This window comes from Microbacterium sp. GXF0217, assembly GCF_054798195.1.
The window spans coordinates 189,007-211,677 of the sequence record NZ_JBSJZG010000002.1; the positions used below are offsets into that span (position 1 = coordinate 189,007).

23 protein-coding genes are annotated in these 22,671 nt (G+C 69.7%); 14 read left to right on the top strand and 9 right to left on the bottom strand.

What is annotated here, in order from left to right; genetic code table 11:
• Positions 1–33: 33 nt before the first annotated feature.
• Positions 34–597, top strand: a complete 564-nt coding sequence (locus ACWAT3_RS04300) for a DnaJ family domain-containing protein (RefSeq protein WP_460796157.1) — start codon at positions 34–36, stop codon at positions 595–597.
• A 10-nt stretch (positions 598–607) separates the two neighbouring features.
• Here the strand turns inward: ACWAT3_RS04300 and ACWAT3_RS04305 are convergent, their stop codons facing one another.
• Both ACWAT3_RS04305 and ACWAT3_RS04310 read right to left on the bottom strand, forming a co-directional pair.
• The gene (locus ACWAT3_RS04305) at positions 608–2,311 is read right to left on the bottom strand and encodes an amidase (RefSeq protein WP_460796159.1); all 1,704 of its coding nucleotides are present in this window, start codon (positions 2,309–2,311) and stop codon (positions 608–610) included.
• Positions 2,308–3,351 carry an agmatine deiminase family protein gene (locus ACWAT3_RS04310; RefSeq protein WP_460796160.1) on the bottom strand — a complete coding sequence of 348 codons (1,044 nt, stop codon included), beginning with the start codon at positions 3,349–3,351 and terminating at the stop codon, positions 2,308–2,310. The genes ACWAT3_RS04305 and ACWAT3_RS04310 overlap by 4 nt, the downstream gene beginning before the upstream one ends.
• Before the next feature lie 85 nt (positions 3,352–3,436).
• Here ACWAT3_RS04310 and ACWAT3_RS04315 point away from each other — a divergent pair, with 85 nt between their 5' ends.
• The 3 genes from ACWAT3_RS04315 to ACWAT3_RS04325 all read left to right on the top strand — a co-directional run bounded on the left by ACWAT3_RS04315 (position 3,437) and on the right by ACWAT3_RS04325 (position 7,121).
• Complete coding sequence (locus ACWAT3_RS04315; RefSeq protein ID WP_460796162.1) at positions 3,437–4,075, top strand: TetR/AcrR family transcriptional regulator; 639 nt, start codon at positions 3,437–3,439, stop codon at positions 4,073–4,075.
• A gap of 57 nt (positions 4,076–4,132) precedes the next feature.
• The gene (locus tag ACWAT3_RS04320; RefSeq protein ID WP_460796164.1) at positions 4,133–6,097 is read left to right on the top strand and encodes a M13 family metallopeptidase; all 1,965 of its coding nucleotides are present in this window, start codon (positions 4,133–4,135) and stop codon (positions 6,095–6,097) included.
• An 85-nt stretch (positions 6,098–6,182) separates the two neighbouring features.
• Positions 6,183–7,121 (top strand): serine hydrolase, encoded by a 939-nt coding sequence (locus tag ACWAT3_RS04325; protein ID WP_460796165.1) that lies wholly within the window; start codon positions 6,183–6,185, stop codon positions 7,119–7,121.
• Here ACWAT3_RS04325 and ACWAT3_RS04330 read toward each other — a convergent pair.
• The 3 genes from ACWAT3_RS04330 to ACWAT3_RS04340 all read right to left on the bottom strand — a co-directional run bounded on the left by ACWAT3_RS04330 (position 7,118) and on the right by ACWAT3_RS04340 (position 9,574).
• The gene (locus ACWAT3_RS04330; protein WP_460796166.1) at positions 7,118–7,918 is read right to left on the bottom strand and encodes a TspO/MBR family protein; all 801 of its coding nucleotides are present in this window, start codon (positions 7,916–7,918) and stop codon (positions 7,118–7,120) included. The two genes, ACWAT3_RS04325 and ACWAT3_RS04330, sit on opposite strands and share 4 nt — an antisense overlap.
• Positions 7,919–7,989: 71 nt before the next feature.
• Entirely contained in the window at positions 7,990–9,186 is a 1,197-nt protein-coding gene (locus tag ACWAT3_RS04335) for a cobalamin-independent methionine synthase II family protein (RefSeq protein WP_460796168.1), read from the bottom strand.
• A gap of 58 nt (positions 9,187–9,244) precedes the next feature.
• Positions 9,245–9,574, bottom strand: coding sequence for a MarR family winged helix-turn-helix transcriptional regulator (locus tag ACWAT3_RS04340; RefSeq protein WP_460796170.1), 330 nt, complete (start codon positions 9,572–9,574; stop codon positions 9,245–9,247).
• On the opposite strand from ACWAT3_RS04340, the gene ACWAT3_RS04345 reads away from it, so the two are divergent.
• Positions 9,573–9,968 carry a hypothetical protein gene (locus tag ACWAT3_RS04345; RefSeq protein ID WP_460796172.1) on the top strand — a complete coding sequence of 132 codons (396 nt, stop codon included), beginning with the start codon at positions 9,573–9,575 and terminating at the stop codon, positions 9,966–9,968. The genes ACWAT3_RS04340 and ACWAT3_RS04345 overlap by 2 nt on opposite strands.
• Positions 9,969–9,981: 13 nt before the next feature.
• Here the strand turns inward: ACWAT3_RS04345 and ACWAT3_RS04350 are convergent, their stop codons facing one another.
• The gene (locus ACWAT3_RS04350) at positions 9,982–11,421 is read right to left on the bottom strand and encodes an MFS transporter (protein WP_460796173.1); all 1,440 of its coding nucleotides are present in this window, start codon (positions 11,419–11,421) and stop codon (positions 9,982–9,984) included.
• Between the two features lie 173 nt (positions 11,422–11,594).
• On the opposite strand from ACWAT3_RS04350, the gene ACWAT3_RS04355 reads away from it, so the two are divergent.
• The 3 genes from ACWAT3_RS04355 to ACWAT3_RS04365 all read left to right on the top strand — a co-directional run bounded on the left by ACWAT3_RS04355 (position 11,595) and on the right by ACWAT3_RS04365 (position 15,788).
• A complete protein-coding gene (locus ACWAT3_RS04355; protein WP_460796175.1) occupies positions 11,595–12,980 on the top strand; it encodes a glycine--tRNA ligase in 1,386 nt (461 codons plus the stop codon).
• Positions 12,981–13,249: 269 nt separating this feature from the next.
• Positions 13,250–14,929 carry an ABC-F family ATP-binding cassette domain-containing protein gene (locus ACWAT3_RS04360; RefSeq protein WP_460796176.1) on the top strand — a complete coding sequence of 560 codons (1,680 nt, stop codon included), beginning with the start codon at positions 13,250–13,252 and terminating at the stop codon, positions 14,927–14,929.
• A 40-nt stretch (positions 14,930–14,969) separates the two neighbouring features.
• Positions 14,970–15,788 (top strand): serine hydrolase domain-containing protein, encoded by an 819-nt coding sequence (locus ACWAT3_RS04365; RefSeq protein ID WP_460796177.1) that lies wholly within the window; start codon positions 14,970–14,972, stop codon positions 15,786–15,788.
• A gap of 3 nt (positions 15,789–15,791) precedes the next feature.
• Here the strand turns inward: ACWAT3_RS04365 and ACWAT3_RS04370 are convergent, their stop codons facing one another.
• The 3 genes from ACWAT3_RS04370 to ACWAT3_RS04380 are packed head-to-tail and all read right to left on the bottom strand — an operon-like array spanning position 15,792 to position 18,116.
• Positions 15,792–16,217, bottom strand: coding sequence for a DUF1801 domain-containing protein (locus tag ACWAT3_RS04370; protein ID WP_460796179.1), 426 nt, complete (start codon positions 16,215–16,217; stop codon positions 15,792–15,794).
• Positions 16,217–16,789, bottom strand: coding sequence for an HhH-GPD-type base excision DNA repair protein (locus ACWAT3_RS04375; RefSeq protein ID WP_460796181.1), 573 nt, complete (start codon positions 16,787–16,789; stop codon positions 16,217–16,219). Before ACWAT3_RS04375 ends, ACWAT3_RS04370 begins: the two co-directional genes overlap by 1 nt.
• A 31-nt stretch (positions 16,790–16,820) precedes the next feature.
• A complete protein-coding gene (locus tag ACWAT3_RS04380; RefSeq protein WP_460796183.1) occupies positions 16,821–18,116 on the bottom strand; it encodes a glutamyl-tRNA reductase in 1,296 nt (431 codons plus the stop codon).
• A gap of 75 nt (positions 18,117–18,191) precedes the next feature.
• Here ACWAT3_RS04380 and hemE point away from each other — a divergent pair, with 75 nt between their 5' ends.
• From hemE to hemQ, 6 genes are all read left to right on the top strand, one after another.
• Positions 18,192–19,214 (top strand): uroporphyrinogen decarboxylase, encoded by a 1,023-nt coding sequence (hemE, locus tag ACWAT3_RS04385; RefSeq protein WP_460796184.1) that lies wholly within the window; start codon positions 18,192–18,194, stop codon positions 19,212–19,214.
• Positions 19,211–20,710, top strand: coding sequence for a protoporphyrinogen/coproporphyrinogen oxidase (locus ACWAT3_RS04390; protein WP_460796185.1), 1,500 nt, complete (start codon positions 19,211–19,213; stop codon positions 20,708–20,710). The genes hemE and ACWAT3_RS04390 overlap by 4 nt, the downstream gene beginning before the upstream one ends.
• A gap of 136 nt (positions 20,711–20,846) precedes the next feature.
• Positions 20,847–21,230, top strand: coding sequence for a hypothetical protein (locus tag ACWAT3_RS04395; protein ID WP_460796187.1), 384 nt, complete (start codon positions 20,847–20,849; stop codon positions 21,228–21,230).
• Position 21,231: 1 nt separating this feature from the next.
• Positions 21,232–21,639 carry a phage holin family protein gene (locus ACWAT3_RS04400; protein WP_460796188.1) on the top strand — a complete coding sequence of 136 codons (408 nt, stop codon included), beginning with the start codon at positions 21,232–21,234 and terminating at the stop codon, positions 21,637–21,639.
• Positions 21,626–21,919, top strand: coding sequence for a hypothetical protein (locus tag ACWAT3_RS04405; protein WP_460796189.1), 294 nt, complete (start codon positions 21,626–21,628; stop codon positions 21,917–21,919). Before ACWAT3_RS04400 ends, ACWAT3_RS04405 begins: the two co-directional genes overlap by 14 nt.
• A gap of 70 nt (positions 21,920–21,989) precedes the next feature.
• Positions 21,990–22,667 carry a hydrogen peroxide-dependent heme synthase gene (gene hemQ / locus ACWAT3_RS04410; RefSeq protein ID WP_460796190.1) on the top strand — a complete coding sequence of 226 codons (678 nt, stop codon included), beginning with the start codon at positions 21,990–21,992 and terminating at the stop codon, positions 22,665–22,667.
• Positions 22,668–22,671 lie beyond the last annotated feature (4 nt).

Consider the following 22,671-nt stretch of genomic DNA (forward strand, 5'->3'; position numbering starts at 1 on the left):
TAGGCTGGAGGGACCGGAATCCGGAGGTGCACGATGAGCGATCCCCGAGGAAACGCCGCCCGCTACTGGGCGAGGCAGACCGACAGGCCCGATGGCGAAGCAGCGGCGCCGGCGCCGGTGCAGCTCACGGCGGAGAACAAGCACGAGTTCGTCGAGAGCGCGATCCAGGTCGCGATCCGCCGTGGTGAGTTCGATGATCTGCCCGGTGCGGGAAAGCCGCTGGAGAACCTGGGAACGCCGAATGACCCCGATTGGTGGATCCGCCGCAAGATCGAGACGGAGAACCTCACCGGCCTCGGTCCGCCCGCGCTGCTGCTGCGCACCGAGGACAGAGGGCTGGACGACCAGCTCGATGTCCTCGGCCGCGAGAGCGACGTCCGCGAGGTGCTCGAGGACTTCAACAAGCGCGTGATCGATGCCCGGCGTCAGCTCATGGGCGGACCTCCGGTCGTGACCCGCACGCGGGACGTGGATGCCGAGGTCGCCGCGTGGCGCGAGCGCCGTGCACCCTCGACCTCCGTTCCCGAGGGGCCGGCGCCCGTCGAGGAGACGGCGCCAGCCGAGGAGCCGCGCCGCGGCTGGTTCCGGCGCGGCTGACCGCCCCGCGTCAGCTCTGAACCCCGAGTCGGGGCGTGCGCGGCGGTTCGGTCCGCCGACTCCCCGTCGCCTCGAACGCGAGTCCGAGGGCGAGCAGGGCCGCATCGTCGTACGCACGCCCGGCGATCGTCAGGCCGACCGGCATCCCGATGTCCGCCATCGTCCCCATCGGGATCGTCACGGTCGGGATGCCGAGGTGGCGCGGCACGAGATTGCCGTTGGCGACCCAGACCCCGTTGCGCCACCCGGCGTCCGCAGACACCGGGTTCACGTCCATGTCCGCCCGTCCGATGTCGGCCATCGCCGGGAAGACGACGGCGTCGAGACGGTTCTCATCCATCCACTGCTCGAGATCGATGCGGCGGGTCTCCTCGAGCCCGCGGAGACCGTTCTCGAGGTGCGGGATGCCGATGAGATCGGAGTGCGCTCGCGCGGCGACGACGCCCGGATACTCGGCGATGTCGTCGTCGAACCCGTCGTATCGGTCCGGCAGGGCTCCGGGCGGCGCCGGGAAGATCTGCGCCCCGTCGACGCTCGCGAGGGTCGAGAGCCCAGGGTCGCCGTTGGCCTGCAGGAAGTCCTCCCATGCCCACGCCGACAGATCGACGATCTCGCTGCGCAGGTACTCCGGCGACACCAGGCCCCTGGTCGCGATGGTCGGCGCGCCAGCGCGATCGCCCTCGTAGTTCGTGACGACGGGGAAGTCCACCTCGATGACCTCGGCCCCTGCGTCCTCGAGGTCGCGACGCGCTCGCTCCCACAGCGCGAGCACGGATGGGCGGGTCTCGATCCGCTGTCCGGTCGATCCGCCGATCGTCGTCCCGGTCCCGGCACCCGGATCGGCATCGATGTACATGCGGGGGATGCCGAGCCGTGCGCCGCGCAGGTCGGCGGCCGTGAGCCCGACGTAGGAATCGGGCCGCACATCGGATGCCGCGGGAATCGCCACCCAGGGCTGCACGCGCCAGAAGTCCCCGCGCACGTGAGCGTCGTCCGCGACGATCACGTCCAGGACCTCCAGGAGATCCGCCATCGTGCGGGTGTGCGGCACGACGACATCCATGGTGGGCACGAGCGGCCAATTGCCGCGCACCGAGATGACGCCGCGGCTGGGCGTGTAGGCGCACAGCGCGTTGCACGAGGCCGGAGCGCGTCCGCTCGACCAGGTCTCCTCGCCGAGGCCGAAAGCGGCGAAGCTCGCAGCCGTGGCGGTGCCCGACCCGTTCGAGGAACCAGAGCCGAACGCGCTGGTCAGCCAGTCGGCGCTGTAGGGACTCTCGGCGCGGCCGTACACGCCCCGCTGCATGCCGCCGTTCGCCATCGGCGGCATGTTGGTGAGGCCGAGGCAGATCGCCCCTCCCGTCCTGAGCCGCTCGATCGTGAACGCGTCGCGCTGGGCGACGAGGGCCGCGAACGCGGGGGACCCTGCCGCCGCAGTCAGACCTTCGACGAGATAGCTGTCCTTCGCGGTGTACGGGATGCCGTCGAGCGGTCCGGCGCTCCGGCCGGCGGCTCTGCGGGCATCGGATGCCGCGGCTTCCGCCAGTGCGTCCGGATTGCGCACGACCACCGCGTTGAGCGCCGTCTCGGTGTCCGGAGCGTCGTAGGCGTCGATGCGGGCGAGATATGCCTGGACGAGCTCGACGCTCGTCGCGGCACCGGTGTCGAGCGCGCGGCGGAGATCCGCGATGGAGGCTTCGACCACGTCGATCATGCGGAAGTTCCCTTCACCGTCGGCTGCTGCTGAGTGATGCAGTGGATGCCGCCGCCGCGCGCGAAGATCGGTCGCGCGTCGACCGTCACGGCCCGTCGACCGGGGTAGGCGGCTTCGAGGATCTCCCGTGCGCGGGCGTCGGCGTCGTCTTCACCGAACCCGCATGCGATCACGGCGTCGTTCACGACGAGGTGGTTGATGTAGCTCCAGTCGACGAAGCCCTCGTCGTCGCGCAGGGTCGCGGGTGCCGGGACGTCGATGATCTCGAGCGGGCGGCCTGCGGCATCCGTCTGCTCCTGGAGGAAGGCCTTCAGTTCGCGCGTGACGACGTGATCGGGGTGTGCGGGGTCGTCCTGGCGGTGCAGCAGCACGCGCCCAGGGTCGGCGAACGAGGCGACGATGTCGACGTGCCCGTTGGTGCCGAATTCGTCGTAGTCCCGAGTGAGTCCTCGGGGCAGCCAGATGGCCTTGGTCGTGCCGATCGTGCGGGCGAGCTCTGCCTCGACGCGCGTCCTGTCGGCGTACGGGTTGCGGTTCGGGTCGAGCTGCACGGTCTCGGTCAGCAGCACGGTGCCTTCGCCGTCGACATGGATGCCGCCGCCCTCGTTCACGAGGACGGAGCTGATGTGCTCGGCGCCGATGCGCTCCGCGACGGTGCGCGCGACTCCTGCCGACACCTGCCACTGCGCCCACGATGGCGCACCCCAGCCGTTGAAGATCCAGTCGACAGCGCCCAGCAGGCCCGGCCGCTCGTCGTCGAGCACGAAGGTGGGACCGAAGTCGCGCATCCAGAACTCGTCCAGCGGCGTCTCGACGATCTCGACCGCCGAGCCGAGCATGTCCGCGGCGCGGGCCGTCTCGGTCGGGTCGACGAGCATGGTGACGGGCTCGAACTCCGCGATCGCCAGCGCGGTGTCGGTCCAGGCGCGGTAGGCCGTCTCCTGCCAGTCCGCGCCATCGCCCAGGGTGATCCCCGCGCGCGGGAACGCCATCCAGGTCCGCTCGTGCTCGTCGCCCTCGTGCGGCATCCGCCAGCCCATGTCGTCTCCTTCGACCGATTGCGACCCTCGTCGACTTTATATTGATCGTGCGATCAATACTAGATGTTCCTACACTGGAGGCACCATGTCAACGCCCGATGTCCGTCCTCGAACGCGCAAGAGTCCGCAGCAGCGCTCCGGTGAGATCCACGACGCGGCGATCGCGCTCGCGAAGGAGGAAGGGCTGTCCGCCCTGACGCTGCGCGCCGTCGCGGCCCGCGCCGGCGTCGCCCCCGGCCTCGTCGCGCACTACGCGTCGAGCATGGACGAACTCGTCGCGCGGACGTTCCAGGAGCTCACGGCATCCGAACTGGACGATCTCCGCGCGCGGACGGCGGTCGAGACCGAGCCGGTCGCGCGCATGGCGCGGATGATCTCGACCGTGCTCAGCAGCGGCCATGCCGACATCACGCTGGTCTGGGTGGATGCCTGGTCGCTCGGCCGCGGCAGCGCGACGCTGTCGGCGGCGATCGACGAGCAGATGAACGCGTGGCAGTCGCTCATCGCGGAGATCATCGAGGTCGGCCGGCTCACCGGCGCGTTCCGCACGGATGACACGGAAGCCGTCGCCTGGCAGATCCTCGCCATGATGGACGGGATCGCGTCTCATGCGCTGACCCGCCGCACCGATGCCGCGCTGTTCGCGGTGCGACTGGCGCAGGCGTGCGAGACGCTGGTCGGTGCAGCGCCGGGGGCGATCGGCGAGCATCTGCCTGGGCGCTGAAGGTCGTGGTGAGTCGCGGCATCCGCGCTGTCCGATCTCGGACGTAGGCTGGTGTGCATGACTGATGCTCTTCCCGCAGGCCTGGAGATCTCCGAGTTCAGCGCCGACATCCGACCGCAGGACGATCTGTACCGGCACGTCAACGGCGCCTGGCTCGACCGCACCGAGATCCCCGGCGACAAGGCGCGCTGGGGCTCGTTCCATCTCCTCGCCGAGCAGGCCGAGAAGGACGTCCGCACCATCATCGAGGAATCGCAGACAGCCGAAGAGGGCACGCTGGCCCGCCGGATCGGCGACCTGTTCGCGAGCTTCATGGACACGGAGCGCATCGCGCAGGCCGGAGTGACGCCGCTGGCCGAGACCCTCGCCGAGATCGACGCGATCGATTCGATCCCCGCGCTGTTGCGGCTCGTCGGCGTCTACGAGCGCGACGGACGCGCGCACCTCATCAGCTTCTACGTCGACCAGGACTCGGGCAACCCCGAGCGCTACCTCCCCGTGCTCGTGCAGTCGGGTCTGTCCCTTCCGGACGAAAGCTACTACCGCCTGGACAGCTTCGAGGGCACTCGCGCCACGTACCGCGCGCACCTCGAGCGCCTGCTCGCGCTCGCCGGGATCGCGGATGCCGCGGTCGATGCCGATCGTTCGATCGCCCTCGAGACCGAGTTGGCCGGGCACCACTGGGACAACGTGCGCAGCCGTGAGGCCGTCGAGACGTACAACCTCAAGACGTGGGACGAGATCCAGGCACTCGCCGCGGTCGACCTGACGCCGTGGCGTGAGGCGGTCGCGCCGTCGAACGCCTCGGCGTTCGACGAGGCCGTCGTCTCGCAGCCGAGTTTCTTCGAAGGCCTCGGCGCGCTGCTCGTCGCCGACCGTCTCGGAGACTGGAAGGCCTGGCTGCGTGCACACGTCGTGCACGCCGCAGCCCCTTACCTGACCGACGACATCGTGCTCGAGAACTTCTCGTTCTACGGCACGGAGCTCTCCGGCATCCCGAGCATCCGCGAGCGCTGGAAGCGCGGCGTCTCGGTGACCGAGGGCGCGCTCGGCGAAGCGATCGGCAAGGTCTACGTCGAGCGGCACTACCCGCCGACGGCGAAGGCGGCGATGGACGAACTCGTCGCGAACCTCATCGAGGCGTACCGGCAGAGCATCGCCGAGCTGGAGTGGATGAGCCCGGAGACGCGCGAGAAGGCGCTCGCCAAGCTCGACGCCTTCACGCCGAAGATCGGCCACCCAGAGCAGTGGCGCGACTACTCGGCGCTCGAGATCGATGCCGCCGACCTGTTCGGCAACGTGCGCCGGGCCAACATCTTCGAGCACGACCGCAACGTCGACAAGGTGGGCGGGCCCATCGACCGCCTCGAGTGGCACATGCCGCCGCAGATGGTCAACGCGTACTACAACCCCTCCATGAACGAGATCGTGTTTCCGGCGGCGATCCTGCAGTACCCGTTCTTCGACGCCGGTCGAGACGCGGCCGCCAACTACGGCGGCATCGGTGCGGTGATCGGCCACGAGATCGGGCACGGCTTCGATGACCAAGGCAGCCGGTACGACGGCTCCGGCAAGCTCGAGGACTGGTGGACGGACGCCGACCGGGAAGCGTTCGAGGAGCGCACCAAGGCGCTGATCGCGCAGTACGACGTGCTGGTCCCCGTCGGTCTCGCCGACGAGAATCACGTCAACGGCGCGCTCACGATCGGTGAGAACATCGGCGACCTCGGCGGACTCGGCATCGCGCTGAAGGCGTACGAGCTGTCGCTGGGCGGAGCCGAGGCGCCCGTGATCGACGGGTACACCGGCGTGCAGCGGCTGCTGCTTTCCTGGGCGCAGGTCTGGCAGCAGAAGAGTCGGGATGCCGAGACGATCCGCCTGCTGACGATCGACCCGCACTCGCCGAACGAGTTCCGCTGCAACCAGATCGTGCGCAACATCGACGCCTTCTACGAGGCCTTCGGCGTCACCGAGGCGGACGCGCTGCACCTGCCTGCTGACGCGCGTGTGACGATCTGGTGACTATCGCCGCCTAGGTGATCGCGGCGAGCAGGCGGGGGTTACGATAGCCCTCGCCCCCTCCGCCCCTTGTCGTGAAGGACCACGCATGGGATCCTCCCTCCCCCCTGCCCCCGAGCCTGTCGACGGTGCGCCGTCCACTGCCGTGCGCCGTTCGCATCGCAGCGCGCGCCGGCTGCCGCGCCGGGCGGCGGTCGGACGGCGCTCCTTCGTCGCCACGCTGAAGGCGCTCGAGGAGTTGACGGAGGCCGGCGCGCGGGTCTCCGTGCACGTCGTGGATCTCGACACGCACACGCATGTGCTGTCGGGCGACGATCACGTCACGATGCCGATCGCGGGTCTCGGCGTCGTTCCCCTACTGATCGAAGTCGCCGCCGCGTTCGAGGACGGCTCGCTCGACCCGCTTGAGATCGTCGAGCGCTCCTCGGTCGATCCCGTCACGTCGGCAGGGGTCTGGCGGCATCTGCGCGCCCCGGCGCTTCCGCTCACCGACCTCGCGGTGCTGGCCGCCACGGCTGGTGACCCGATCGCGGTCAACGCCCTGCTGCAGCGGGTCGGCCACGAGCGCGTGAGCGCACGGATCGAACAGCTCGGACTCACCCGCACCGCGATCCTGGATCGCTTCCGCGACGACCGCGGCCCTGACGACGCCCCGCAGGTTGCGGTGGGGTCCAGCCGCGAGCTGGCTGGTCTGTTCTCGGCGCTGGTGAACTCCGAAGTCGTGGATGCCGCGGTGAGCGCCCAGGTCTCGGAGTGGCTCAGCCTGAATCAGGACCTCAGCCTCGTCGCCGCCTCCACCGGACTCGACCCGTTCGCGCACGATCACGACCAGCACGGGCTGCTGTTCATCAACAAGACCGGTCGGGACCGGGGTGTGCGGGCTGAGGCCGGCGTGCTCGCCGGCCCGCGGTCCGGCGTCGCCTACGCGATGATCGTGTGCTTCGACGACCTGTCGATCGCACACCGGCTGCGCGCGCACGACGCGTTCCGCGTGCTCGGGGTGGAGCTCATGGAGTACACCCACTAGCGACGTCTGGTCCTGGCGACGCCGGAGACGCCGGCCGCGAGGATCAGGACGGCCGCGGCGATCGCGGTCGCGCCGATCGCCGTGCTCGCGGGCTCCGCAGTCAGGCGCCCGACCGCCAGCCAGACGAGGCCCCATGCGGTGGCGATCGCTGGGGCGATGCGCTGGGTCGCCAGAGCGCAGGCGACGCCGATCGCGGTGACGACGATGAGGACGACGATGCCCCACACGTCCGCCTGCTCGGCGAACGATGCGGGCACCAGCTGCGTGAGCCACGCCGCCGTGTTCGCCACGGTCGCGATCGTCACCCAGCCGAAGTGCAGGCCCATCGTCGCGTCCACGAGCACACGGTCGACGGTGTTCCCGGCGCGTGCGGTGCCGAGCAGGACGATGATCCGCGCGAGCACCGCCAGCAGTGCGGCGATGACGATCACCGTGAGGATGAGCGTGCCGTACCGTGCGACCACGAGCCAGAGTCCGTTGAGCACCATCGACCCGGCGATCCACCAGCCGGCGCGGCGCTGGCGGGCATCCGCCCGCTGCGCAGGCAGCGCCTGCCAGATCGTGTAGCCGGCCAGGCCGATGTAGATCACGGTCCAGATCGCGAACGCGGGCCCGGCGGGCGCCAGGTACGAGCCCTCCGCTGACAGGGCCCCGTTCTGCAGCTCGTTCACGGGGGCGCCGCCGAAGGCGCCGCCTCCGACGGTGGCGCCGATCAGCATGAACACCGCGGCGGCGATGACGACTGATTGGCGGACGATGTCGTTGCGGGTGCTGCCTGGTCCGGTTGCCTCGCTCATGCCCCCGACACTAACGAGCCCGTGCGGGATCGGCTCGGCCTTGACAGAAGACTTCGGATCGGCAACGGCGCTCAGGCGCTGGCGCGTCGCGCCCCTTCGCCGAGAGCCTCGAGCTTGGCCCACGCGATGTCGGCGTGCACGCGGCCACCCAGACCGCAGTCCGTCGACGCGATCACACGGTCAGCACCCACGATGTTCGTGAACCGCTCGATGCGCTGAGCGACGAGGTCGGGGTGCTCGACGACATTGGTCGCGTGACTGACGACGCCGGGGACGAGCACGAGGTCGTCCGGGACCGCGGCATCCGCCCAGGCGCCGAACTCGTGCTCGTGACGGACGTTGCCGGCCTCGAAGGAGATCGAGCCGACGTTCGCCTTCAGCACCTCGGGGAGGATCTTCGCGATCTCGATGTCGGTGACGTGCGGTCCGTGCCAGGAGCCCCAGCACAGGTGCAGGCGCACGAGCTCCTTGGGCAGGCCCTGGATCGCGTAGTTCAGTGCCTCGACGCTCTTCGCTGTGAAGGCCAGGTAGTCCTCGACACTCGGCTCGGGGCTGATCTGGTCCCAGTTCTCGGCGAGCGACGGGTCGTCCAGCTGGACGATGAGCCCGGCATCCGTGATGGCCTTGTACTCCTCGCGCAGGGTCTCGGCCCAGGCCCACAGGTGCTCGTCGTACGTCGCGTAGTGCTCGTTCCAGACGCGTGCGGCCGATCCGGGGGCGATCGCGGTGATGAAGCCCTGCTCGCCCTCGCCCAGCGCGGCCGCGAGGTGGCGGATGTCGGCGGCGACGGCATCCTGACCCTTGTACGACAGTGGTCCGGTCGTGGTGGGGAACTCGGTCGCCGGCTTGCCCTCGAAGGCTCCGGAGTGCGCGTCGCCGTAGACCCCGGGGAACAGCTGCCGATCGCGACGGTCGACGAAGCTGGTGAGCTCGATGCTGCCCGGAGTCGAGACCGCGGTGGGCTGGGTGAAAAGGTTGTTGTCCGTGAGGGCCAGGCCGTTCACGCGCTGGAACGAATAGCTCCACCACGCGCCGTAGTCGAGTGGATTCGACATCGCCTTGCCGAACTCGCCATCGCCGACGAGGGTGATGCCCGCGTCGCGCTGGCGCTGCACGACATCGGCCACGGCATCCGCGACGAGAGCCTCGAACTCGGGGGTCGTCTCGAGAGTGAAGCCGTCGTCGCCGAACGCGCGAGCGGCGTTGGCTGCGATGAGGGCCTCGGTGCGAGGCAGGCTTCCGGAGGTCGTGGTGGCGATCGTGCTCATACCCCGACGCTATCGGGACGCCGCAGTGCGACGGAGTCGCGTGACGAACGGTGACGGCTCAGTCCCGTTGCGGGCCGAACCTGTGCTGGGGATCCAGGCCGGCGATGATCGGGGCCAGCGCGTCGCTGAGTGCGTCCAGCTGCGCGGAGGACAGATGATCGAGCACGAGGCGGTGCACGGTGTCGAAGTGCCCGGGGGTCGCGAGCACCGTCTGGCGCCGCCCTTCCGAGGTGAGGCGGACCTCGACACTGCGTCGATCGGCCGCGCTGCCCTCCCGCTCGACGTATCCGCGCTCACGCAGGCGGCTGACCACCTTGGAGGCACGGGGGAGGGTGGCGTTCGTGGCCGCAGCGAGGTCGCCCGGCGCGTCGGCGTAGGGTCGAGGCATGACCGACCCGGACTGGACCCCGCACCGCCGCGACGACGGAGAACTGCTCGGCTGGATCCGCCCTGAGGGGGCCGAGTGGACGGCCGTCGACGTCCTCGGACGCCCGGTCGCCGAGGGGATCGAGTGGCTGGACGCCGAGGCGGCGCTGGAGGCGCACGGCCTCGCCTGGCTCGCCGACCCCTGGATGCTGGAGGGCGAGTCCGACCGCCCGCTGCGCGTGCGGATCGTCGAGGTCACGCCGACGGATGCCGGTCGTCCAGGCCGCATCGTGGTGAAGGTCGATGACTTCGGCGACATGAGTCGTCCGGCATCCGAGCCTTTCGTGCTGCCGTGGCCGCTGCCGGCCCGGCTGCGCCCGCCGCACGCGGGCGACCCCGACCCCCGGGTGTTCTGACGGTACTGTCCGCTCAGGGGAGCGACGGATGCTGTTCGCTCGTGCGCCCGCGCGGGATGAACAGCGAGAGCACCACGGCCACGAGCCCTGCTGCGATCGCGAGCCAGAAGCAGACCTCGAACGCCTGGCGGGTCGGCAGCGCCACGCCGTCGACCTCCACGCTCATCGCGGCCAGCACGCCGCCCATCACGGCGGAGGCGCTGGAGGTCCCGACGGAGCGGAACAGGGCGTTCAGACCGTTCGACGCGCCGGTCTCGTTGGCCGGCACCGCGCGCATGATGATCATCGGCATGGCGGCGAAGGTGAAGCCGATCCCGACGCCTATGAAGAGGTTCGCCACGAGGATGTGCCAGACCTCGGTCGACCACAGCAGCACGAACACGTAGGCCAGGACGATGGCCGCGGCGCCGCCGGTGAACAGCGGGCGTGGACCGATGGTCCGCTCGAGCCACCCGGACAGCGGCGAGATGACCATCATCACGAGGCCCGCCGGCATCACGACGAGGGCCGCGTGCACCATGTCGAGTCCGAATCCGCTGCCGGTCTCGACGGGCAGCTCGAGCAGCTGCGGGAACGTCACGTTCGAGGCGAACAGGGCGAATCCCATCCCGATCGCCGCGACGTTCGTGAACAGCACGGCGGGGCGGGCGGCGACGCGCAGGTCGAGCAGCGGATCCCTGGTGCGCAGCTGGTACCAGCCCCACGCGAGCAGAACCGCGAGGCCGCCGATGATGCAGGTGAGCGTCAGCGGTGCAGCCCAGCCCCACTCGGCTCCGCGCGAGACGAACAGCAGGATGCCGGTCAGTCCGATCGCCAGTCCGATCGCGCCGAGGATGTCGAGGCGCCCGGGTGAGCGCAGCACGTCCTCCGGGACGAACAGGAACACGAGGACGAGACCGATGACGCCGAGGGCGGCGGCGAGCCAGAAGAGCGTGTGCCAGTCGGCGTGCACGGCGAGCAGCGCCGCCACCGGCATCCCGACTGCTCCGCCGACGCCCATTGTGGCGCTCATCAGCGCCACGGCCGTGCCGAGCCGCTGCGGGGGCAGGATGTCGCGCATGATGGCGATGCCGAGGGGGATGACGCCGGTCACGCCGCCCTGAAGTCCGCGGCCGATGATCACGCCGATGATCGAGCCGGACAGCGCGGCGATCAGCGAGCCGACGATCAGCAGGGCGAGGAGCACGACGACGACGCGGCGCTTGCCGTACATGTCGCCCAGTCGCCCGGAGATCGGCGTCGCAACGGCGGCGACGAGCAGCGTGATCGTCACCACCCACGTGGTGTCCTCACGAGACGAGTTCAGAAGTGCGGGCAGCTCGGCCTGCAGCGGCACGACGAGCGTGAACATGAACGATGAGCAGAGACCGGCGAAGGCCAGCACCGCGACCGTGGCCCACTGGGGAGGGGTCCGGGAGAGCCGCCGTCGTGCCCGCTCGTCATCCGTACCCACGCTCTCAGGCTATCGGCGCGTGAGGCGACGGGCTCCGCGGTCGAGCGATTCGCCGAACGGGACGTGAGCAGCCCGGTCCGACGACGGGCATCGTTCGCCCGACGAACCGCCGGTAGGATTGGGATGCCCGTGATCACGGGTTCTTCCCGCAGCATGCGACCATTGGAGCCACCGTGGCCGAACAGTCCCGTCTTGACAAGGTCATCAGCCTCGCCCGCCACCGCGGGTTCGTGTTCCAAGCGGGTGAGATCTACGGCGGTTCCCGTTCGGCTTGGGACTACGGGCCCCTCGGCACCGAGCTCAAGGAGAACATCCGGCGCGAGTGGTGGCAGACGTTCGTCCGCGGCCGTGGCGACATGGTCGGCCTCGACTCCTCGATCATCCTTCCCAAGCGCGTGTGGGAGGCGTCGGGCCACGTCGCGACCTTCACCGACCCGCTCGTGGAGTGCCTGCAGTGCCACAAGCGCTTCCGTGCAGACAACCTCATCGAGGACTTCGAGGCGCGCAAGGGACGCAAGGCCGAGAACGGTCTGACCGACATCCCGTGCCCGAACTGCGGCACGAAGGGCCAGTACACCGAGCCCAAGGCGTTCTCGGGTCTCATCAAGACCTACCTCGGCGTCGTGGACGACGAGTCCGGCCTGTACTTCCTGCGTCCGGAGACCGCGCAGGGCATCTTCGTGAACTTCACGAACGTGCTCACGGCCAGCCGCAAGAAGCCGCCGTTCGGCATCGGCCAGGTCGGCAAGGCCTTCCGCAACGAGATCACGCCAGGCAACTTCATCTTCCGCACGCGCGAGTTCGAGCAGATGGAGATCGAGTTCTTCACGCCGCCCGCTGAGGCGCAGCAGTGGTTCGAGCACTGGGTCGAAGCGTGCTGGAACTGGTTCATCGATCTCGGCATCGAGCCCGCGAACATCCGCCAGTTCGACGTCCCGGAAGAGGACCGAGCGCACTACTCCGCCGGCACGATCGACGTCGAGTACCGCTTCGGCTTCGCTGGCAAGGAGTGGGGCGAGCTCATGGGCGTCGCCAACCGCACCGACTACGACCTCTCCAGCCACACCGAGGCATCCGGTCAGAGCCTGACCTACTTCGACCAGGCATCCGGAGAGCGTTACACCCCCTACGTGATCGAGCCGTCGTTCGGACTCACGCGCGCCATGATGGCGTTCCTCGTCGACGCCTACGTCGAGGAGGAGGTGCCGAACGCGAAGGGCGGCACCGACGTCCGCACCGTGCTCAAGCTCGACCCGCGCCTCGCACCCGTCAAGGTGGCGGTGCTGCCGCTGTCGCGCAACGAGCGGCTGTCGCCGCTCGCGCGCGAGGTCGCGGATGGCCTCCGCGGACGTTGGGCGATCGACTTCGACGACGCCGGCGCGATCGGGCGTCGCTACCGCCGTCAGGACGAGATCGGCACCCCGTTCTGCGTCACGGTCGACTTCGACTCGCTCGATGACAACGCAGTGACGGTCCGCGACCGCGACTCCATGGCACAGGAGCGCGTCTCGATCGAGAACCTGCACGAGTACCTCGCGGAGCGCCTGAAGGGCGCCTGACGACTATTCGCAGAAGCCCCGGTCCGGATCGACGGATCGGGGCTTCTGCGTGTCCGGGACGGGATCACAAGGGCGAGAGGGCTCTGCTAGTGTGTCGAACCGTGGGTACTCTGATCTCCTAGATCGGGACGCTGCGTCGAGTCATCTCCGCAGTGGGTCCTGAGCGATCGCGCCGTCAGGCCGGCGGGATCGAGGTCCCTGTTCTGATCCCGCATCCGCGGATGCGTATCGCCGCGCGGTCATCGGCCGTCGCGGAGAGGAGCCCATTCATGTTCCCGTCTTCTTCCGTGCTGCCCCTGCGCACCCACCGTGTGTGCGAGTTGAGAGCGGCCACAGTCCGCTTCGATGAGCGGCTCGTGCTCGACCGCGTCGATCTGGTGATCGGGCGATCACATCGCCTCGCCGTGATCGGCGACAACGGGGCGGGTAAGTCGACGCTGCTCGACGTACTCGCCGGTGCTGTCGTGCCCACCTCGGGCTCAGCCCGCATCGTCATCCCTGGCGGAGTCGCGCATGCGGCGCAGGCGCCCCGTTTCCCCGCTGGATCTTCCGTGCAGGATGCGGTCGATCTGCTGCTGGGCGACCTGCGCGTGCTGGAGCACCGCATCCTGGGTACCTCGGAGCGTCTTTCACGGGCGGGAGCCGCCGAGCAACCGGCTCTGCTCGAGGAGCTCGGCGACCTCATCGACCGGTTCGAGGCCCGCGACGGCTACGGGGTCGATCAGCGGATCGCCGCCGCGCTCGAACAACTCGGACTGGGCGGTTTCGACCGCGCGCGGCCGGTAGAGGAGCTCTCCGGTGGTGAGCGCGCTCGTCTCGCCCTCGCCGTCGCGCTGTCCTCCCACGCAGAGCTGCTGCTGCTCGACGAGCCCACCAACGACCTCGACGAGGCCGGACTCGCCTGGGTCGACGAACGCCTGGCCGCTCATCGGGGCGCGGCGGTCGTGGTCACCCATGATCGGGCCTTCCTTCGGGCGTTCGCCGACGACATCGTGCAGGTGGGTGGCGGAGGCCTGCGTCGGTACGGCGACGGCTACCGCGGCTTCCTGGTCACGCGTGAGACCGAACGGCGCCGTCAGGTCGAGCGACATGAGCAGTGGAAGACCGAACTCGCGCGCAACGAGGCTCTCGTGGAGGCGAACGCCTTCCGCCTGTCGACGATCCCGAGAAAACTCGAGCTCGACGGCTTCGGACACGGTGCTTTTCGGGCGCGCGGGCGGGATCACGGCGCGAAAGGTCGTATCCGCATGGCCAAGGAACGCATCGCCCGGCTCAGAGACGAGCCGGTCTTTCCGCCGCCGGAACCGTTGCGGTTCGTCGTCCCGGCGACGACCGGAGGCGAGGTCGAGGGTCCGTTGGTTGCGATCGACGGTCTGCGACGAGATAACGGGTCCTTCCTGCTGATGTCGGAATGGACGGTGATGCCCGGCGAGAGATGGCTCGTCACCGGCCCGAACGGAGCCGGGAAGACGACGTTGCTCCGATTGCTGGCAGGAGACCTGGCTCCGGACTCGGGCGTCGTCCAGTGCGCCCCGGGGCTGCGGGTGTCGTGGCTGCCACAGGATGTCACGGATGCCCCGGCCGGGTCGGCCGTCGAGGTGTTCGCCCGGCGAGTCGGCCTGCATCGAGATGACGCTGCCGAGCGGTTGTTCCAGGTGGGGCTCCTCGGCCAGGAGGATCTGGAGCGTCCGGTGCGCGCGCTGTCGGTTGGGCAGCGCCGGCGCCTCGACCTGGCGACGGCGCTCGCCGCGCCGGGCGAGCTGCTGCTGCTCGATGAGCCGACCAACCATCTCGATCCCGAACTGGTCGAGCAGCTCGAGGACGCGGTGGCCGGCTACTCCGGCGCCGTCGTCACCGTCACGCACGACCGGCACTGGATCCGCACGGTCGGGGGCTCGCACCGCGTGCAGGTGCGAGCGGGAGTTGCGGAAGCGGTTGAGCGCGACTGAGACATCGAGTGCGGATGGTCTTGCATGGCACGATGGTCGGGTGGAGACGACGACCTTCGCCGCAGCAGACGGCTTCCCGAACACCGCGCTCGTCGGGGTCACCGGCCCGGATGAGACGCTCGCCGTGCAGGGCGACCAGCGGGCGGTGCTGCCGCTCGCGTCCGTCACGAAGCCCCTCACCGCGTGGGGCGTCTTCGTCGCGATCGAACGCGCCCTCATCGACCTGGATGAGCCGGCCGAGCCCGGCGGGGCGACCGTGCTCGACCTGCTCGACCACACCAGCGGGCTGCCGATGGAGGGCGTAGAACCGCGTCGACCGGCCGGCGAGCGGCGGGTCTATTCGAATGCCGGGTTCGACGCGCTGGCCGCGCACGTCTCGGATGCCGTCGGCATGGAGTTCTCCGACTGGATGCTGCGCGAAGTGACCGTCCCGCTCGGGATGGCCGATACCGACGTGACCGGCCGCCCGTCGGCCGGCGCGCACGCGTCGATCCACGACCTGCTGATCTTCGGCCGGGAGGTGCTGCGACCGACGCTGATCTCGACCGCGCTGCGCGACCTCGCACTCACCGTCTCGCGTCCCGGTCTGCGCGGTATCGTGCCGGGCTACGGCGCGTTCGCCGACAACCAGTGGGGGCTCGGATTCGAGCTCAAGGGCGTGAAGAGCCCGCACTGGCTGAGCGATTCGTTTCCACCGGAGACCGCCGGTCACTTCGGGGCACAGGGCAGCTTCCTGTTCGTCGACCGCTCGCGCGACCTCGCCGCAGCCTTCCTCTCCGGCGTCCCGTTCGGCGAGGACCACAAGCGCATCTGGCCGCCGCTGACCGACGAGATCGTCACGCGCTACGGCCGTAGCTGACGCTCAGCCCGTGACGGTCAGCTGCACCTCATTCGTGCCGCCGGCCTCGACCCAGGCCTGCGAGCGCTCCAGGATGCCGCGGAGCACGTGGAGATCGACCTGATCGAGATCTTTGAGATACAGGCATCCCTTGCCGACCGTGTGGGAGCCGAGTCTGCTCAGCGCCTCGGCGTGCGCGTCCACGCCGTCGAAGAGATAGATCGTCGAAGCCGCTTTGCGCGGGGCGAATCCGAGCACACCGGAGTCGCCCTCCGTGCCGGTGGGGTAGCGGTAATGGCATGAGCCGAATCCGATGATCGTCCCCCAGAGCACCGGCTCGCGACCGGAGACCTCCTGCATGAGGGCCGTCAGCGTCTCGGCATCCCGCCGCCGGCGCTCCGGCGTGACAGCGGCGATGAACGCACCGACGCTGCCTCCCGTGGGCTCCATCACTTCCCTCCCTTCGCCGCGGACTTCATGGCCTTCTTGTGCTCGCGCACCTTGGTCAGCGATTCCGGCGAGACGATGTCGGCGACGCTGCGGTACGAGCCGTCTTCGCCATAGGGGGCCGATGCGTCGCGCCAGCCGTCACCGGTGAAGCCGTACTGCTTGCCGAGCAGCGCCAGGAAGATCTTCGCCTTCTGCTCGCCGAATCCGGGGAGCGCCTTCAGACGCGTGAGCACCTCGGCCCCTGACGGATCGCCCGCCGTCCACAGCGCCGATGCGTCTCCGCCCCAGTCGTGCACGAGCGTCTCGCAGAGCGTCTGCACGCGGGTGGCCATCGAGCCGGGGAAGCGATGCACACTCGGCGTCTGCTTGAAGGCCTCCAGGAAGGCATCCGGGTCCATGCGCGCGATGGTCGCCGCATCCGCCGCCCCGGTGCGCTGCTGGATCTTCAGCGGACCGGCGAACGCGGTCTCCATGGGCACCTGCTGGTCCAGCAGCATCCCGACCAGCAGAGCCAGCGGGTTGTCGGTCAGCAGTGCGTCTGCGGCGGTGTCTCCGGTGATGTGAAGGGCCATGCAGACAGTGTCGCACCCCCAGCGCGGGTCGTCACGCGCTCGCCGACTCCTCGGATGCCGGCGCGACCGGAGCGATGCCGTACAGCGTGCCGAGGGCCGCGATGAAGTCGTCCGCTCGCCCTTCAGCAGCCAGCTCGTGTGCACGTACTGTCGGGGTGTGCAGCAGGACGCCGGCGAGGTGGCGCAGCGACTGCTCGACGCGCCCGTCCTCGTCGCCGCGCGCCCTGGCGCGGTCGATCTCGGCCTCCAGCAGCGAGAAGATGTGCGAGCGCATCGCGACGACGGCCGGCGTCACGCTCTGCTGCCGCCCGACGACGTGGAACGTGTCCGCCGCCTCGAGGACGACGCTGCGCGCGGCATCCGCCGCCTGCAGCTCCTCGAGCGGCGCGTGCAGGCGGATGGTCTCCAGATCCAGCAGCGCGACGCCCTCGAGCTCGGCGATCGCGGGGTCGACGTTGCGGGGCATCCCGAGGTCGATCACGAGCTGCGAGTGCGGGCCGACGGGGCATCCGAGGGCGACAGGTCCGGTCGGCGCCTGCAGGTGGTCGGGCCCGAGGACCGGTTCGGTCGCGGTCGTGCACGTGATGAGCAGCGACGAGCGGGACGCGACGCGCGCGTAGTCCTCTTCGGAGACCGGCGCGATGTCGTGCTTCTTCGCGAACAGTTCGGCGCGTCCGGACGGCGAGTACACCGAGATGTGCCGTGCGCCGCGCTCGCGCAGCGTTGCGAGCGTGACGGCGGCGTAGGCGCCGGTGCCGACGAGCAGCACCCGCTCTGCCGACCAGTCGGCGATGCGGCTGTCGGCCAGCTCCAGCGAGAGTCGGACGAGCGAGCGGCCCGCGCGGCCGAGCGCGGTGACGTTCTTGACCTTGCGCTGAGCCTGGCTGGCGCGCTGGAACAGGCGCTCGAGTTCGGGGGAGGTCGTTCCGCCCTTGCGTGCGGACGTGAGCGCGCGGCGCACCTGGCCGGCGATCTCGCCCTCGCCAGGCACGACCGACTCGAGTCCGGATGCCACGGCGAACAGGTGCTCTGCGACGCGGCGGCCGGAGTGCACCGCATACGATCCGTCGAGATCGGATGCCGGGATGCCGGAGGACTGCTCGATCGCCTCGAGGACCGCTTCGACGCCGACGGCGCCTGCGGCCGTGACCGGCTCGTCGATCTCGACGTACGCCTCGAAACGGTTGCACGTCGAAAGCACCACGGCCCCTTGAACGCACGGCGCGATGTCCAGAAGATTCGGCGCGACGTCGTCAGGGGTGCGGCTCAGTCGTTCGAGCATGTCGAAGGAGGCGGTCTTGTGACTCGCCGTTACACACAGCAGCACAGAGAGATTCTACGCCGTGTCGAAAGGGTCGCGCTCCCAGGCGGATGCAAAGGACTTCGATGGGAGGATGGAGCCATGCCTGCACCCACTGCCCCGCTGCTGCGCGCGCTCGCCGGAGACCGCCCGGAGACCGCCCCCGTCTGGTTCATGCGCCAGGCCGGACGCTCTCTGCCCGAGTACCGCGAACTGCGCGTCGGAACCCGGATGCTGGATGCCTGCCTCACCCCCGACCTCGCCGCCGAGATCACGCTGCAGCCGGTGCGCCGCCACGGGGTCGACGCCGCGGTGTTCTTCAGCGACATCGTCATCCCGCTGCGCCTGGCCGGGGTGGACGTCGTCATCGAACCCGGCCGTGGTCCGGTCTTCGCCGACCCCGTGCGCACGGCCGCGGACGTCGATCGCATCACGGCGATCGATCCGCAGGATCTCGACACCACGGCGATCGCCGAAGCCGTGCGCCTCACGACGGCCGAGCTCGGCGAGACCCCGTTGATCGGCTTCGCCGGTGCTCCGTTCACGGTCGCCGCGTACCTCGTCGAGGGCGGACCGTCCAAGGAGCACCTGCGCGCTCGCGCCATGATGCACACCGACCCCGACTCGTGGCACCGCCTGGCCGGCTGGCTGTCGAGGGTCTCGCGCCGATTCCTCGAGGCGCAGCGCGACGCGGGAGCGTCGACCGTGCAGCTGTTCGATTCGTGGGCGGGTTCCCTCAGCCCCGCCGACTACCGGACGTTCGTGTCGCCGCATTCGCGCGCCGCCGTCGAGGGCCTCGGCATCCCGGTGATCCACTTCGGCGTGGGAACGGGGCCGTTCCTCGCCGACATGCGACTGGACGGTGTGGCGGATGCCGTCGGCGTCGACTGGCGCCAGCCGCTCGACGAAGCTGCCGGCATCCTCGGACCGGACGTCACGGTGCAGGGCAACATCGATCCGGCGCTGCTGTCCGCGCCGTGGCCGGTGCTTGAAGCGCACGTGAGCGACGTCCTCCAGCGCGGCCGTGCCGCGCGCGCACACATCCTCAATCTCGGCCACGGCGTCCCGCCGGAGACCGACCCCGACCAGCTCACCCGCATCGTCGAATTGGTTCACGGCTCATGACCGATCATCCCGAACCCGAACTCGCCGAGCGGGCCGCCGAGCGGCACGTCGTCGTGATCGGCGGCGGCATCGGGGGTCTGGTCGCCGCGCGCGAGTGCGCGAAGGTCGGCATGCGCGTGACGCTGCTGGAGGCCTCGGCCGATCTCGGCGGCGCGGTCCGTCGCGCTGAGATCGACGGCGTACGGCTGGATGCCGGAGCCGAGAGCTACGCGACCCGCGGCGGTCATGTGCGCAAGCTCATCAGTGAACTCGGCCTGTCGGATCGCGTGCAGACCCCGGCCGCCGGCGGCGCGTGGCTGGCCGGCATCCCCGGCCAGGACCCGTCGCCGCTGCCCAAGGGCGGCATCCTCGGCATTCCGGCCAACCCGTTCGTCGACGACGTGCGGCAGATCATCGGCTGGCGCGGCGCCTGGCGCGCCTACGTCGATCGTCTGCGCCCGCCGCTGACGATCGGACACCAGCGGAGCCTTGGTCGGCTGGTCCGCTCGCGCATGGGGGCCCGCGTCCTTGACCGGCTCGTCGCGCCGATCGTCTCCGGCGTCTACTCGGCGCATTCGGATGACGTCGACGTCGATGTCGCGGCCCCTGGGCTCAATGCTGCGCTCACGCGCGTCGGTTCGTTGAGCGGCGCCGTCGATGCGCTCACCGGTCAGCAGCAGTCGGCCCGCAAGGGCAAGGCCCCGGGGTCTGCGGTCGAGGGCCTGGTCGGCGGGATGAGCACGCTCGTCGACGCACTGCGCGCCGACATCGAGAAGCTCGGCGGCGTCGTGCGCACCGGGACGACGGTGGAAGCGCTGACGCGCACGGGAGACGCCTGGACGGTCGTCTTCGCGGTGGCCGCGGATGCAGACGACACGGATGCCGAGGCATCCGCTGCGGAACCGGACCAGGAGAGCCTGGCGGCGGATGCCGTGATCGTGGCGACGGCCGAGGGCGCCGCGCGAACGCTGCTCGACGGCCATGTCCCCGGGCTCCGCGATGCCGGAGCATCCCCCGAGATCGAGATCGTGACCCTGCTGCTCGACGCTCCAGCGCTGGATGCCGCTCCCCGCGGGACCGGCGTGCTGACGGTGCCGGGAAGCTTCACCGCCAAGGCCCTCACCCACGCGACCGCCAAGTGGGCATGGCTGCGCGACGCCGCAGGATCGCGTCATGTGGTCCGCGTCTCGTTCGGCTCGCAGGGCGAGCCGGCGGCCACCGCCGCGCTCGACGACGACGCCGCAGCGCGTCTCGCACTGGAGCAGGCGTCAGGGATGCTTGGCGTCGCCCTGGGCGACGCACAGATGATCGGCGCCCACCGCGCTCGTTTCACGCAGTCGCAGCCCGCGTCGCTCATTGGCGCGGCCGAGCGCAGGGCGGCCGCTCGCACGGCGGTGCAGGCGCTGCCCGGCCTCGCCGTCGTCGGAGCCTGGCTGGCCGGGACGGGTCTCGCCCAGGTCGTACCCGATGCCGCCGCGGAGGCCGATCGGGTGCGGCGCCACCTGCTCTGGGACTGATTCCGAAGCGGATCCGCCACCCGGTGTCAACCCCTCCGACAAGTAGATGCCGAAAACGGAATATGGGGTTACGCTGGAACTCCTGGCCCGCGGAAGGTACGCGTGCGGCCCGACCGGAACAACGTGAGGAGACCCCATGAAGGGGAAGATCGGACTCGTCGTCGGACTCGGCGTCGGTTACGTTCTCGGCACACGCGCCGGGCGCGAGCGCTATGAGCAGATCAAGACGCAGTGGCTGAAGGTCTGGAACCTCGATCCCGTCCAGGACCAGGTCACGAAGGTCAAGGGCTTCGTCGGCGACAAGGCCGCCGCGATCCCCGGCGCCGTCTGGAACGGGGTCGTCAAGCTCAGCAAGACCGCCACCGGACCCGGCACCCCCGGCGAGAAGCTCGACGCGACGATCGCGACGGGCAAGGACGTCGTGGACGCGGTCAGCGACGCAGCGGAGGACGCCGTGGACGAGGCGAAGAAGACCTCGACCGCCAAGCCGGCCGCCAAGAAGACCCAGAACGGCAAGTGACATGGTGCGCGGATACCGCGACCGGGCGGACGACAGCCTGCTGACGCTGCTCGGCGACCTTCCTGATCTCGTCAGCAACCTCGTCAAGGCCGAGATCGACGCGGCCAAGGTGTGGATCTCGCGCACCGCGAAGGATGCCGGAATCGGCAGCGTCTGGTTCCTCGTCGCGCTGTTCTTCCTGTTCTGGCTGGTCCCGATGATCCTGGTCTTCGCTGTCGCCGGACTCTCGTCGTGGTGGCCGGTCTGGCTGTCCGCTCTGGCGGTCATCGGCATCCTGATCCTCGCCGTGGCGGTGTTCGCGCTGCTCGGCATCCTGAAGTTCCGCAAGGTCATGGCCAGGGAGAACCCCGGCCAAGCCGTCGCGACGGACATCCGACTCGTGAAGGACGCCGGTGATGACGAATTCTGAGCAGTCGACGAGCATCGAATCGAAGCTTCCCCGCACCGCGGTGCCCGTGGGCATCGTCGATCCCGTGCAGTCGGCACGCGCCGAGCTGAAGGCTGCCCTGGCGGCCATCGAGATCAAGGGCAACGTGCCGCGTCGCGTCGAGAAGGCGTCGAAGCGCGCGGCGGTGAAGGCTCGCGCCTTCGCGGACCGCAACCCGGTCGGTGCGATCGCCGCAGCCGTCGGGATCGCCGCGGTCGCCGGTTCCCTCGTGTGGGCGATAGCCAGAGCCGTATCGCGCTGAGCACGTGGTCGCAGATGCGTGAGAAGGTCACGCATTAGCGATGCCCCGGGGAAAGGGGCAGACTGGAACCATGTCCGACCTGAGCGAAGAATCCCCATCCGGCTTCACCCTCTGGGCGGTGTGGCGCCGCAACCCGAATGCTCCGGTCCTCGAGACCGATGCGACCGAGCTCGAGACCATCGCTGAGCACATCGAGGACTCCGGCGTCACGATCCGAGGCTTCTACGACGTCTCCGGCCTCAAGGCCGACGCCGACCTGCTGGTCTGGCTGCACGGTGCGACGGCCGAGGAGCTGCAGAAGGCGTTGCGGCGCCTGCGGCGCACTGAGCTGCTGCGCACTCTGATCCCGGTCTGGAACGTGATGGGGGTCCACCGCGACGCCGAGTTCAACCGCGCGCACGTGCCCGGTTTCCTCCGCGGCGTCGAGCCCAAGGACTGGCTGTGCCTCTACCCGTTCGTCCGCACGCCGGAGTGGTACCTCGCCCCGGAGGAGGAGCGTCGGAAGATGCTCGCAGAGCACGGACGCAAGGGCGCGGCGTTCACCGGCGTCATCGCCAACACGGTCGCCTCTTTCGCCCTCGGCGACTACGAGTGGATCCTCCCGCTCGAAGCGGATGACGTGACCGAGCTCGTCGACCTCATGCGCGACCTGCGCTACACGGATGCCCGTCGGTACGTGAAGGAGGAGGTCCCGTTCTACACGGGCCGGCGATTGCGCTTCGACGAGATCGCGGACGTGCTGCAGTAGGTCT

What these genes read in the sequence shown, in the direction of transcription:
- ACWAT3_RS04300 (WP_460796157.1), top strand. Translation starts at nt 34, where the DNA reads ATGAGCGATCCCCGAGGAAACGCCGCCCGCTACTGGGCGAGGCAGACC.
- ACWAT3_RS04330 (WP_460796166.1), bottom strand. Translation starts at nt 7,918, where the DNA reads ATGAGCGAGGCAACCGGACCAGGCAGCACCCGCAACGACATCGTCCGC.
- ACWAT3_RS04315 (WP_460796162.1), top strand. Translation starts at nt 3,437, where the DNA reads ATGTCAACGCCCGATGTCCGTCCTCGAACGCGCAAGAGTCCGCAGCAG.
- ACWAT3_RS04335 (WP_460796168.1), bottom strand. Translation starts at nt 9,186, where the DNA reads ATGAGCACGATCGCCACCACGACCTCCGGAAGCCTGCCTCGCACCGAG.
- ACWAT3_RS04340 (WP_460796170.1), bottom strand. Translation starts at nt 9,574, where the DNA reads ATGCCTCGACCCTACGCCGACGCGCCGGGCGACCTCGCTGCGGCCACG.
- ACWAT3_RS04345 (WP_460796172.1), top strand. Translation starts at nt 9,573, where the DNA reads ATGACCGACCCGGACTGGACCCCGCACCGCCGCGACGACGGAGAACTG.
- ACWAT3_RS04320 (WP_460796164.1), top strand. Translation starts at nt 4,133, where the DNA reads ATGACTGATGCTCTTCCCGCAGGCCTGGAGATCTCCGAGTTCAGCGCC.
- ACWAT3_RS04390 (WP_460796185.1), top strand. Translation starts at nt 19,211, where the DNA reads ATGACCGATCATCCCGAACCCGAACTCGCCGAGCGGGCCGCCGAGCGG.
- ACWAT3_RS04325 (WP_460796165.1), top strand. Translation starts at nt 6,183, where the DNA reads ATGGGATCCTCCCTCCCCCCTGCCCCCGAGCCTGTCGACGGTGCGCCG.
- ACWAT3_RS04305 (WP_460796159.1), bottom strand. Translation starts at nt 2,311, where the DNA reads ATGATCGACGTGGTCGAAGCCTCCATCGCGGATCTCCGCCGCGCGCTC.
- hemQ (WP_460796190.1), top strand. Translation starts at nt 21,990, where the DNA reads ATGTCCGACCTGAGCGAAGAATCCCCATCCGGCTTCACCCTCTGGGCG.
- ACWAT3_RS04405 (WP_460796189.1), top strand. Translation starts at nt 21,626, where the DNA reads ATGACGAATTCTGAGCAGTCGACGAGCATCGAATCGAAGCTTCCCCGC.
- ACWAT3_RS04375 (WP_460796181.1), bottom strand. Translation starts at nt 16,789, where the DNA reads ATGGCCCTTCACATCACCGGAGACACCGCCGCAGACGCACTGCTGACC.
- ACWAT3_RS04400 (WP_460796188.1), top strand. Translation starts at nt 21,232, where the DNA reads ATGGTGCGCGGATACCGCGACCGGGCGGACGACAGCCTGCTGACGCTG.
- ACWAT3_RS04310 (WP_460796160.1), bottom strand. Translation starts at nt 3,351, where the DNA reads ATGGGCTGGCGGATGCCGCACGAGGGCGACGAGCACGAGCGGACCTGG.
- hemE (WP_460796184.1), top strand. Translation starts at nt 18,192, where the DNA reads ATGCCTGCACCCACTGCCCCGCTGCTGCGCGCGCTCGCCGGAGACCGC.
- ACWAT3_RS04360 (WP_460796176.1), top strand. Translation starts at nt 13,250, where the DNA reads ATGTTCCCGTCTTCTTCCGTGCTGCCCCTGCGCACCCACCGTGTGTGC.
- ACWAT3_RS04370 (WP_460796179.1), bottom strand. Translation starts at nt 16,217, where the DNA reads ATGGAGCCCACGGGAGGCAGCGTCGGTGCGTTCATCGCCGCTGTCACG.
- ACWAT3_RS04395 (WP_460796187.1), top strand. Translation starts at nt 20,847, where the DNA reads ATGAAGGGGAAGATCGGACTCGTCGTCGGACTCGGCGTCGGTTACGTT.